Here is an 11,542-nt window from a genome sequence, read left to right on the forward strand (position 1 = left end):
AGCGCTGATTATGTTATTTGCCGGTGTGGTATACCCGCGTGACTTATAATGACTATATGTCATGACCTTCATTGCTTAAATTGATATATTAACAAGATAGTGATGCATTTATTGCAACACACCCTTATTCATTCAAACTGCAGGTTCGTTGGCTGCATCTTGAATGACGTTGGGTATAAAATAATGATATGAAACTTAAAGAGGTGATGATGGATATCCGGGAACTCAGACTGTTTTTACACCTCGCGGAAAGCTGCCACTTCGGCAAAACGGCCAATGCCATGCATGTCAGCCCGTCAACACTCTCCCGGCAAATTCAGCGGCTGGAAGACTCTCTCGGCCACCCGCTGTTTCTGCGCGACAACCGCACAGTGCAACTGACAGCCGCCGGTGAGCAACTGAAACAGTTTGCACGGGAAACACTGCTGCAATATCAGCAACTGCAACATGCGCTTAATCATCAAAGCCCGTCACTGACCGGCGAATTACATCTGTTTTGCTCTGTGACCGCCGCATACAGCCACCTTCCGCAAGTTTTGGATCAATTCAGAGCCGCGCATCCGCAGGTTGAAATTAAACTCACCACCGGTGATGCCGCCGATGCTGTGGAAAAAGTGCAGTCACAGGAAGCCGATTTAGGTATCGCCGGAAAACCTGAAAAATTACCGGATAATATTAATTTTCATCAGATTGGTGAGATCCCGCTGTCACTTATCGCACCTGCCCTGCCATGCCAGGTAAAACATCAGGTTACACAGACAGAGCCGGACTGGGAGAATATTCCGTTTATCATTCCGGAACATGGTCCGTCACGCAAACGGATTGATTTATGGTTTAAAACACAACGCATTCAGGAGCCGCAGATTTATGCCACCGTCTCCGGTCATGAAGCCATTGTGTCAATGGTTGCATTGGGTTGCGGCGTTGCGCTGATCCCGCATGTGGTGGTGGAAAACAGCCCGGATGTTATCCGCAACCGTATTTTACAGTTGGATAATATTTCAATGGTCGCCCCGTTTGAACTGGGGGTTTGTGCCCTGAATAAGCGCCTGCATGAGCCGCTTATCCGGGCTTTCTGGCAATTACTACCGCGCTGGCACTGAGGTCTGCGGAGACAGGAAGCGGCTAAATGCCGCATTACCTGTTTCATCCCGGTAGTCATAACCCAGCGCATTCAGATGCTGCTCAAACCGGGTATCATCCCCCGAGGCGTCAAATGCCACCAGCACACGACCATAATCAGTTCCGTGGCTCCGGTAATGGAAAAGAGTTATATTCCAATAGGTTCCGAGTGTCTCCAGAAATTTCAGCAGCGCGCCCGCCGCTTCCGGAAATTCAAAACTGAACAGACGCTCCTGCAAGGGTGCCGCCGGACGCCCACCCACCATATAGCGCACATGCAGTTTCGCCATCTCATCATCAGACAAGTCAGTTGCCGCAAACCCGGCACTTTCCAGCCCGGTAATTATCGCCTGTCGTGCGCCCGGTCCTTCATCTGCGCGGACACTGACAAACACTGACGCCTCTGTCGAATCACTGTAGCGATAATTAAATTCTGTTACCACACGCGGACCCAGCGCCTGACAAAAACGCAGGAAACTGCCTTTTTCTTCCGGAATTGTCACAGCGAACACGCCTTCGCGCTGTTCACCCAGCTCACACCGTTCAGACACATAACGCAGCACATGAAAATTCACGTTCGCACCCGATAAAACATGCGCCAGGTTTTCGCCCTGAATATTATGCTGCTGAATGTATTTCTTCATCCCCGCCAGTGCCAGCGCCCCGGACGGCTCTGCAACCGCGCGGACATCATCAAATAAATCTTTCATCGCAGCACAGATAGCATCGCTGTCAACAGTGATGACATCATCCAGATATAGCTGACACAGCCGGAAAGTTTCATCGCCGATACGCTTAACCGCCACACCTTCCGCAAACAACCCAACCTTCGGCAATTCCACAGGATGCCCGGCCTCCAGCGCCGCTTTCAGACAAGCGGCTTCTTCGGCTTCCACACCGATCACCTTAATATCCGGCATCAGTTGTTTAATAAATACTGCCACACCGGCGGCAAGACCACCACCGCCCACCGGAACAAAGATTCTGTCGAGCCGGGCATTTTGCTGTAAAAGCTCCAGTGCAATTGTTGCCTGACCGGCAATGACCTGTGGATGATCAAATGGCGGGATAAATGTCAGCCCGCGTGATGCGGCAAGCTGAATTGCATGGGCTTTTGCTTCATCAAAATTTGCGCCATGTAACACAACCTCTCCGCCGAATCCGCGGACCGCATCCACTTTGATATCCGCAGTGGCAACCGGCATGACAATCAGTGCTTTCACGCCGGTTTTGCTGGCCGAAAGCGCAACACCCTGTGCATGATTTCCGGCAGAGGCAGTCACCACACCCTGCCGCTTTTGTTCATCTGTCAGCTCGGCGATCATCGCGTAAGCACCGCGCAGCTTAAAACTGTGAACCGGCTGCCGATCTTCCCGTTTTACCTGAATGGTATTGCCCAGCCGTGCCGACAGCTTCGGCATCATTTGCAGCGGTGTAACCTGCGCAACATCATAAACAGAGGCACTGAATGCCGCTCTCACATACTCCGCCCCGGTCGGCTGAGCAGGTAATGGTTGTTTTAGGGTCATCCTTAACCTCCGAGTTTGCTTTTATCCCGTACCGCACCTTTATCAGCACTGGTTGCCAGCAGGGCATAAGCCCGCAGCGCATAAGAAACCTGACGTTCACGGGATTTCGGTAACCAGGCTTTATCCCCCCGCGCTTCTTCATCTACCCTGCGTGCCGCAAGCGTTTTTTCATCCACATTTAATGAAATCTGACGGGACGGGATATTGATAGCAATGATATCGCCGGTTTCCACCAGCCCGATAAGCCCGCCATTTGCCGCTTCCGGAGAAACGTGCCCGATGGATAACCCGGAGGTTCCGCCGGAGAAACGCCCGTCAGTAATCAGCGCGCAGCTTTTACCTAATCCCATCGATTTCAGGTAGGTTGTCGGATATAACATTTCCTGCATTCCCGGCCCGCCTTTAGGTCCTTCATAGCGGATAACAACCACATCTCCGGCAACGATATTTCCGCCCAGAATGGCACTGACTGCATCATCCTGGCTCTCAAATACTTTGGCAGGTCCGGTGAAAATTAAGCTGTCTTCATCAACACCGGCGGTTTTGACAATACAACCATTTTCGGCAATATTGCCGGAAAGCACAGCTAACCCGCCATCCTGACTGTAAGCATGCGCTCTGTTGCGGATACAGCCGTTTTCGCGGTCATCATCCAGGGACGGCCAGCGGCAGCTTTGTGAAAATGCTTTTGTGGTGCGGATCCCGGCAGGTCCCGCAGAGAACATTTTTTTTCACCGCATCATCTTTCGTCAGCGTGATGTCATACGCGTCCAGTAATTCCTGTAATGACAAACCAAGAACATTCGTTACATCACGATGCAGCAGCCCGGCGCGATCCAATTCCCCCAGGATCCCGATAACCCCCCCCGGCACGGTGAACATCTTCCATGTGATATTTCGGTGTGCTCGGCGCAACTTTGCACAGATGCGGTACGATACGGGACAAGCGGTCAATATCTGCCATAGTGAAATCAATTTCACCTTCCTGTGCGGCTGCCAACAGGTGAAGTACCGTATTTGTCGAGCCGCCCATCGCGATATCCAGCGTCATCGCATTCTCAAACGCGGCTTTATTCGCGATATTGCGTGGTAAAAAGCAGGATTCATCCTGTTCGTAATACTTTTTGGTGATCTCAACAATACGGCGACCCGCACTGAGAAAGAGATTTTCGCGATCCGCATGTGTTGCCAGCAGAGAGCCGTTACCCGGCTGCGATAACCCCAGCGCTTCAGTCAGGCAGTTCATCGAGTTTGCCGTAAACATCCCGGAGCAGGATCCGCAGGTCGGGCAGGCGGAGCGTTCGATCTGCTCACTGTCTGCATCAGACACATTCGGGTTCGCACCCTGGATCATGGCATCCACCAGATCCAGCTTAATGATTTGATCAGATAATTTGGTTTTCCCGGCTTCCATCGGCCCGCCGGAAACAAAAATTACGGGGATATTCAGGCGCAATGACGCCATTACCATTCCCGGGGTGATCTTGTCGCAGTTGGAAATACAGACCATGGCATCAGCGCAATGTGCATTCACCATGTATTCCACAGAATCAGCAATAAGCTCTCTCGACGGCAGTGAATACAGCATTCCTCCGTGCCCCATGGCGATCCCGTCATCCACGGCAATGGTATTAAATTCTTTGGCAACACCACCCGATGCCTCAATTTGTTCTGCAACCAGTTTGCCCAAATCGCGCAGGTGAACATGGCCCGGTACAAATTGTGTGAATGAGTTAACTACCGCAATAATTGGCTTACCAAAATCGTCGTCAGTCATTCCTGTCGCACGCCATAAGGCTCGTGCACCTGCCATGTTGCGACCGTGAGTCGTTGTCGCGGAACGGTATTTAGGCATTGTAATCTCCCGTGTTTGCAAAATCAGGCGGGGGAACGTCCCGCCCGTGGATCAGTATCCGTTTCGTTATTATGGATTTACCGGATCTAACCAGCCCCATTTGTCTTCTGTCTTACCTGTAAACAGCCCGAAGAACGCTTGCTGGATCTCTTTGGTCACAGGACCGCAGCGCCCGATACCAACCTGAATACCATCCACACTGCGCACCGGTGTTACTTCTGCCGCTGTGCCGGTCATAAAGACTTCATCGGCAAGATAAAGCGATTCACGGGATAGCGTCTGCTCACGAATCTCATAACCCAGATCTTTTGCCAGAGTCAGAATGGCATCACGGGTAATTCCCGGCAGCGCAGATGAGGTAAACGGCGGCGTAAAGAGAATATTGTTTTTCACTTCAAACAAGTTTTCACCGGCACCTTCAGAGATATAGCCGTGTACATCCAGTGCGATACCTTCCTGATAGCCGTGACGGCGGGCTTCACTGCCGACCAGCAGAGAAGAAAGATAGTTACCGCCGGCTTTAGCGGCCGTCGGGATGGTATTCGGTGCAACGCGGTTCCAGGAGGACACCATGGCATCAATACCTTCATCCAGCGCTTCCTCTCCCAAATAAGCGCCCCACGGGAATGCTGCAATGATGACATCTGTTTTATAGCCCTGCGGCGGATTCACACCCATTCCGACATCACCAATAAACACCAGCGGGCGGATATAACCACTGCTCAGATTATTTTTGCGTAACGTTGCACGGCAGGCTTCCATCAATTCATCCACGGAATAATCCATTGGCATACGATAGATTTTTGCCGAATCATGCAGGCGCTGCATGTGCTCACGATGGCGGAAAACAACCGGTCCTTTGTGGGAATCGTAACAGCGGATCCCTTCAAAAACCGATGTCCCGTAATGCATTGCATGACACATAACGTGAACTTTTGCTTCAGCCCACGGAACCATCTCATCATTGAACCAAATAAAATCAGCTTTTTTTGTCATTGTTATTTTCCTTAGATCGCACGGCTAATGTGCTGATAATTTTCTCTTTTTTGTGTACAGATTTCGACATCCGCCACATCCGCTAACTTAACTAACTGCGTACAGAGTAAGGCCAGCGGTCGCAGGCTTGAAATTGTTAACTCAATGTTTACATTATCACCTTCAGAACCTTTCGCCAGATCCATTTTCATCGCGCAAATGTTAAACCCCCGGTGACGAACAACGCGCAGAACACGCTCCAGGATTTCCGGGCAGGAACGCGCCTGAATAGCTAACTGGTGCATCATCATAATGTGCTCTCCATCATTTGTTCATTACCCGCGCCCGGAGGCACTAATGGCCAGACATTGTCTTCTTCGCGGATGGCAACATGCAATAAATACGGACCCTGATGGTGTAACAGGGTGTGAATAGCGGCAGGCACATCTGATTTTTCAGTGACCAGGTGCCCCGGAATATCAAAAGCTTGTGCGAGCGCGACAAAATCCGGGTTATCGTTCAGCACTGTCTCGCTGTAGCGTTTGTCAAAAAACAGTTCCTGCCACTGACGTACCATGCCAAGGCGCTGGTTATCCAGCAGTAAAATTTTAACCGGCAGCCGCTTACGTTTGATGGTTGTCAGTTCCTGGACATTCATCATAAAAGAACCATCACCCGAGACACAAAGCACCGTTGCCTGCGGGCGGGCAATCTGCGCCCCGATCGCTGCCGGTAATCCGAATCCCATAGTGCCTAATCCGCCTGAAGTTAAAAAATTCTCCGGGCGGGTAAACGACATGTGCTGTGCCGTCCACATCTGATGCTGCCCTACATCGGTTGTTACCACACAGTCCGCCGGTTTGGCGGCAGATACCTGTGATAACAACAGCGGTGCATAAATGCGTTCCCCGGGATGAGTATAATCCGGTACACAAGCCGCCTTCAGCTCTCCGGCTCTGCGCTGCCAGGCTGAAATATCAAGTGGCTGCGACAATACCGGCAGGATCTGCTTTGCATCACAGGCAAATGACACATGTGTCCGGCGCAATTTATCCAGCTCAGCCGGATCGATATCCACATGGATAACCTTTGCGCATGGTGCAAAGGCATTCAGCCTGCCGGTAACACGATCATCAAAACGTGCCCCGACAGCTATCAGTAAGTCGGCTTCCTGAACGGCCAGATTCGCCGCTTTTGTTCCGTGCATCCCCAACATGCCGAGGTAATGCGGATAGTCCGGCGAAACCGCACCCAACCCTTTCAGTGTGCTGACTGCCGGCATCCCCGTTTCAGTCAGAAATGCCCGTAACACATCTACGGCTCCCGACATTCCGACACCACCACCGACATACAGAACCGGCTTTTTACTTTCCCGCATCAGTTGTAACGCGCGGGAAATATCAGCCTGAGACAGTGGCTCTGCGGCATCCACCGCCATGAAATATGGCGTAAATTCACTAATCTGCAATTGAATGTCTTTCGGGATATCAATGAGTACCGGCCCCGGGCGACCGCTGGTGGCGATTGCAAAGGCCTCGGTAATAATTCGTGGTAAATCAGCAATTGATTCAACCAGGAAGCTGTGTTTTGTGCATGACAATGACAGCCCCAACACATCGATCTCCTGAAAAGCATCCGTACCAATCAGTGAAGAACCCACCTGTCCGGTGATAGCGACAACCGGCACTGAATCAAGCAGTGCATCAGCCAGTCCGGTAATCAGATTTGTCGCCCCCGGTCCCGATGTGGCGATACATACCCCTGTTTTCTGTCCTGCCCGCGCGTAGCCGATTGCCGCCATGACTGCCCCTTGTTCATGACGGCAGAGCACATGCTCCACTCCTCCGTCATACAGCGCATCATAAACCGGCATGATCGCACCACCCGGGTAGCCGAACACAGTATCAACACCTTGTGTTCGTAGTGCCTGCACTAACCACTGTGCCCCGTTCATGTGTGACTCCTTAGTCCGCCGTCGTTACTTTTCAGTGAAAAATCATAAAATTAAGGTTAAAAAAAAACCCCGCGCCTTTCGGTGCGGGGTTCTCGTAAGATCTGAGTGGTTGTCAGCCATTCTCTCGTCCACGTGCAGCCCCGCACGGTGGGATAATAATCACCACCACGCTCACGATAATTAGGCTGACAACGCGGACAATCTTATTCATATTGAAATTCTTCTGCCGTATCAATCTGGTTTCTGTATTTTAGAGTTATCATGTTATCGAATTATTGACAACGGCTATTTCTTATTTTTTTTCAACAGCAGGAATAAATATCTATTAGTTTCAGTCCATTACCATCGCTATCAGTATTTATCACTATCATCTAATCTCTGAGCGGCACTCCGTGCTAACAAATCCATACTTAACAGAACAATGCAGAAAGGCATATTTCATTTCTCCGCACAATTTACTTTTTACACTGACGCGCGCCTTCCCCAGCTGATATAAAAAGCGTGACAGATTTTTGTGTCCGCTGCCCTGCGATTATCTGGCCATCACACTATTTTTCCGCATAACACGCAAAACAGACGACCGAATTTGTAACATTCATAAAAAATATCAGGCTGTGCGGAAAAAACGACAAAACAGAGCTGAGCTTCAGGAAAAATCGCACATCATGAACGTTCCTCAGATAACAACAGGTTGAAATGATGTCATTTGCCATTGTTTATACACGCGCCATGATAGGTACTGACGCCCCGCCCGTAACGGTAGAAGCACATATCAGTGCCGGACTGCCGGGGTTAACACTCGTAGGATTACCGGAAACTGCCGTAAAAGAGTCGAGGGATCGCGTCCGCAGTGCGCTAATCAATGGCGGGTTTGAGTTTCCGGCCAAACGCATCACGATCAATCTTGCCCCTGCTGATTTACCCAAAGAAGGCGGGCGTTATGACTTACCCATCGCTATAGCTATTCTGGCAGCTTCAGAGCAAATCGATACAAAATTGACAGAAAATTATGAATTTTCGGGTGAATTAGGTCTTTCAGGTGAACTTCGTTTTTGCCGGGGAATACTGCCTGCTGTTCTGGCCGCACTTCAATCTGAAAGACGGGCGGTTGTATCAAAACAGCATTATGACGAATTAAGTATTTTACCGTCAGGATCGGCACTGATGGCGGATAATTTACTGCAAATTGCCGGTTTTTTTCATCAGGATTCGATTCTGGAGGAAAATACACATCAGACAAATACAACAGAAGTGACCGGCAGTACCACCATCGACGACATCATCGGGCAGGAACACGCAAAGCGGGTACTTGAGATTAGTGCAGCAGGCGGACACAATCTGCTGCTGCTCGGTCCGCCGGGAACAGGAAAGACAATGTTAGCCAGCCGAATCAGTACGTTACTTCCGCCATTAACTGCACAGGAGGCGCTGGACGTTGCAATAATCCGCAGCCTTACCCAAACCTCGTCAGATAAGAATAAATGGCCCCAGCGCCCATTCAGAGCGCCTCATCACAGCGCATCCACAGCAGCACTCATCGGTGGCGGAAGCATCCCGCTGCCGGGGGAAATATCTCTGGCACATCACGGTATTTTATTTCTGGATGAACTACCTGAGTTCCAGCGGCGCACACTCGATTCTCTGCGTGAACCACTTGAATCCGGTGAAATTGTCATTTCCAGAGCCAAAGCTAAAATTTGCTTTCCGGCACGCCTTCAGCTCATAGCAGCAATGAACCCCAGTCCGACAGGTCACTATCAGGGTATCCACAACCGCAGCGGCCCACAGCAGCTTTTACGCTACCTTTCCCGTATATCCGGTCCGTTTCTGGATCGCTTTGATTTATCTATAGAGGTTCCGATGCTCCCACCCGGTACACTCAGCAGAACAGAAAAAAGTTTGCCCATTCATCAACAGGTAAAAGAACGGGTGCGATTCGCACGGGAGCGGCAATACAGCCGTAACGGACAGGGAAAACTGAATGCGGGATTATCAGGTAAAGAAACTGACCTGCATTGTGCTCTGTCGCAGCAGGATGCCAGGTTTCTTGAAGATGCGCTGATACAGCTGAACTTATCAGTGCGGGCATGGCACCGGATCCTGCGTGTCAGCAGAACAATTGCCGACCTGCGGGAGGAAGATAAGGAAGTATCACGCCGGGATATACTTGAGGCACTTAGCTATCGTGTCATGGATAGGTTTATTCACAAACTTCAGCAGGTACTGTCATAAAAAATGAAAGGGGCACGAATGCCCCTTTTAACTTATTATTTCTGATGATATTAATCATCGCTGTCGGTATAGTCTTCCGACGGATCGACCTGGGGTTTACCACCGGACAGAGTATGGAAGCGTTTTGGTTTGCGGGTGCATTCCAGATACTTGATCCATACTTTTTCTGCTGCTGTCACCGGCAGTCGTTCACCACGGCATACGGAAACAAACAGTTTTTCTTCATCCGTCCGGGGAGTACGTTTACCCATGTCCAGTTCGTTGAAAGCAAAACCATGGTGCTCAAGTAACTGAGCTTCTTTGATCGTGAAATGACCATGGCGTGAAAAACCACGAGGATAATGTTTATTATCAAAAAAAACGATTAGTCGTGATAAAGCTTTCTTCCATCTGACACACTCCTAATTCTCTACTAACTTACTCTTTATGGCGCGGAGTATTAGATAGCATTAGGATTCTGTAAAACAAAATATTTAAATCATAACGACAAAAATTTCTGGAGATACTTGTGGATACTGAATTACTGAAAACCTTTCTGGAGGTCAGTAAAACCCGCCACTTCGGGCGGGCAGCCGAGTCCTTATACCTTACCCAATCAGCAGTAAGCTTTAGAATCAGGCAGTTAGAGACAAATCTCGGAGCAAGCCTTTTTACCCGCCACCGGAATAATATCCGTTTAACGGCGGCTGGTGAACGTCTGGTACCTTATGCAGAATCACTTATCAGCACCTGGCAACTGGCAAAGAAAGAGATTAATCATGCATTTGCACATAATGCGCTCTCTATCGGTGCAACCGCTTCGTTGTGGGAAGCATACCTGACCCCCTGGCTTGAGCGGGTATATCGTGATCAGTCAGAGCTGCACCTGGATGCCAGAATTTCCTCCCGACAGTCTCTGGTAAAACAGTTACACGCACGGGAACTGGACTTACTCATCTCCACGGAACAACCAAAAATGGATGAGCTTAAAAGTGAGATTATCGGAGAAATCACCCTTCAGTTGTTCAGCATACACCCACTTATCCCGGATAATTTACCGGGGCTTATTCAGCTCGAATGGAGTGCTGATTTCCATCAGTATGACAACCCTGAGCTCACCCGACATCAATTGCCTATCCTGACAACCACGTCGGCCAGCCAGGCTAAACAATTGCTGGCGGTAACTCCGTCCGTTGCCTGGTTACCGGCACACTGGAAGAAAGATCACACTGAATTAAAATCAGTAAATAAAGACCTGATTACAAAACCACTGTACGCAATATGGCTGCAAAACAGCGATCAGCAAGGGCTTATCCGCCAATTAATAACAATACCGGTTTAACGCCGGTAATGTTTTATTTACGGGTTTAAGGTAAGAATCATCGAAAAGGGCATTTCAGGTGGTTTTTATCAGAAAAAATCAGAGGAAAAGGAAGGATGAGACAATAAAAAACAAGTAAAAACAGGCATAATTCCTGAATTTCAGGCAATAAAAAACCCAGTTCATAATAAACTGGGCTATTAATAATTGGAAATTTTTAGTTATTGCTTATCAAGTAAGTGGCAGGGGCGGAGAGACTCGAACTCCCAACACCCGGTTTTGGAGACCGGTGCTCTACCAATTGAACTACGCCCCTAAAGCGTTGGCGGAACGGACGGGACTCGAACCCGCGACCCCCTGCGTGACAGGCAGGTATTCTAACCAACTGAACTACCGCTCCGCATATCTTTGCGTGACTAATGCATTCCTGCATCCTCACTTAATGTAAAACCTGGCGGTTCCCTACTCTCACATGGGGAGACCCCACACTACCATCGGCGCTACGGCGTTTCACTTCTGAGTTCGGCATGGGGTCAGGTGGGACCACCGCGCTAGTGCCGCCAGGCAAATTCTGT

8 protein-coding genes, 2 tRNA genes, 1 rRNA gene and 2 pseudogenes are annotated in these 11,542 nt (G+C 49.8%); 3 read left to right on the plus strand and 10 right to left on the minus strand.

Translation table 11 applies throughout. The features are described from left to right. Positions 1-209 precede the first annotated feature (209 nt). Entirely contained in the window at positions 210-1,103 is an 894-nt protein-coding gene (ilvY, locus tag AYY16_RS09310; RefSeq protein ID WP_067365457.1) for an HTH-type transcriptional activator IlvY, read from the plus strand. On the opposite strand, the gene ilvA is transcribed toward ilvY, so the two are convergent. From ilvA to ilvL, 6 genes and pseudogenes are all read right to left on the minus strand, one after another. Next, positions 1,086-2,651, minus strand: a complete 1,566-nt coding sequence (gene ilvA, locus AYY16_RS09315) for a threonine ammonia-lyase, biosynthetic (RefSeq protein ID WP_067365434.1) — start codon at positions 2,649-2,651, stop codon at positions 1,086-1,088. The two genes, ilvY and ilvA, sit on opposite strands and share 18 nt — an antisense overlap. Positions 2,652-2,653: 2 nt before the next feature. Further along, positions 2,654-4,506, minus strand: a pseudogene (ilvD, locus tag AYY16_RS09320) (dihydroxy-acid dehydratase). A gap of 69 nt (positions 4,507-4,575) precedes the next feature. Further along, positions 4,576-5,502 carry a branched-chain amino acid transaminase gene (locus AYY16_RS09325; protein WP_067365437.1) on the minus strand — a complete coding sequence of 309 codons (927 nt, stop codon included), beginning with the start codon at positions 5,500-5,502 and terminating at the stop codon, positions 4,576-4,578. 11 nt (positions 5,503-5,513) lie between these two features. Continuing rightward, complete coding sequence (ilvM, locus tag AYY16_RS09330) at positions 5,514-5,792, minus strand: acetolactate synthase 2 small subunit (protein ID WP_067365440.1); 279 nt, start codon at positions 5,790-5,792, stop codon at positions 5,514-5,516. Continuing rightward, entirely contained in the window at positions 5,789-7,435 is a 1,647-nt protein-coding gene (ilvG, locus tag AYY16_RS09335; RefSeq protein ID WP_067365444.1) for an acetolactate synthase 2 catalytic subunit, read from the minus strand. The genes ilvM and ilvG overlap by 4 nt, the downstream gene beginning before the upstream one ends. Before the next feature lie 112 nt (positions 7,436-7,547). Next, positions 7,548-7,646: an ilv operon leader peptide gene (ilvL, locus tag AYY16_RS19715; protein ID WP_150385200.1), complete on the minus strand. Its 99-nt coding sequence runs from the start codon at positions 7,644-7,646 to the stop codon at positions 7,548-7,550. Positions 7,647-8,134: 488 nt separating this feature from the next. Between ilvL and AYY16_RS09340 the strand changes: the two genes are divergently transcribed. Next, entirely contained in the window at positions 8,135-9,667 is a 1,533-nt protein-coding gene (locus AYY16_RS09340) for a YifB family Mg chelatase-like AAA ATPase (RefSeq protein ID WP_067365446.1), read from the plus strand. A 50-nt stretch (positions 9,668-9,717) separates the two neighbouring features. On the opposite strand, the pseudogene AYY16_RS09345 reads toward AYY16_RS09340, so the two are convergent. Next, positions 9,718-10,057, minus strand: a pseudogene (locus tag AYY16_RS09345) (MaoP family protein). Between the two features lie 118 nt (positions 10,058-10,175). On the opposite strand from AYY16_RS09345, the gene hdfR reads away from it, so the two are divergent. Continuing rightward, a complete protein-coding gene (gene hdfR, locus AYY16_RS09350) occupies positions 10,176-10,988 on the plus strand; it encodes an HTH-type transcriptional regulator HdfR (protein ID WP_067365449.1) in 813 nt (270 codons plus the stop codon). A 219-nt stretch (positions 10,989-11,207) separates the two neighbouring features. Here hdfR and AYY16_RS09355 read toward each other — a convergent pair. The 3 genes from AYY16_RS09355 to rrf form a co-directional block, all read right to left on the minus strand. Next, positions 11,208-11,283, minus strand: a tRNA-Trp gene (locus AYY16_RS09355). Between the two features lie 7 nt (positions 11,284-11,290). After that, positions 11,291-11,367: transfer RNA gene (locus AYY16_RS09360), tRNA-Asp, on the minus strand. Between the two features lie 49 nt (positions 11,368-11,416). Further along, positions 11,417-11,532: ribosomal RNA gene (rrf, locus tag AYY16_RS09365) — 5S ribosomal RNA — on the minus strand. Positions 11,533-11,542: the final 10 nt, after the last annotated feature.

It is taken from the genome of Morganella psychrotolerans (assembly GCF_001676155.1).
GTDB classification, from domain to species: Bacteria; Pseudomonadota; Gammaproteobacteria; order Enterobacterales; family Enterobacteriaceae; genus Morganella; species Morganella psychrotolerans.

Bases quoted from the DNA above. Each gene is read 5' to 3' on its own strand.
- ilvY (WP_067365457.1), top strand. From the start codon at position 210: ATGGATATCCGGGAACTCAGACTGTTTTTACACCTCGCGGAAAGCTGC.
- ilvA (WP_067365434.1), bottom strand. From the start codon at position 2,651: ATGACCCTAAAACAACCATTACCTGCTCAGCCGACCGGGGCGGAGTAT.
- AYY16_RS09325 (WP_067365437.1), bottom strand. From the start codon at position 5,502: ATGACAAAAAAAGCTGATTTTATTTGGTTCAATGATGAGATGGTTCCG.
- ilvM (WP_067365440.1), bottom strand. From the start codon at position 5,792: ATGATGATGCACCAGTTAGCTATTCAGGCGCGTTCCTGCCCGGAAATC.
- ilvG (WP_067365444.1), bottom strand. From the start codon at position 7,435: ATGAACGGGGCACAGTGGTTAGTGCAGGCACTACGAACACAAGGTGTT.
- ilvL (WP_150385200.1), bottom strand. From the start codon at position 7,646: ATGAATAAGATTGTCCGCGTTGTCAGCCTAATTATCGTGAGCGTGGTG.
- AYY16_RS09340 (WP_067365446.1), top strand. From the start codon at position 8,135: ATGTCATTTGCCATTGTTTATACACGCGCCATGATAGGTACTGACGCC.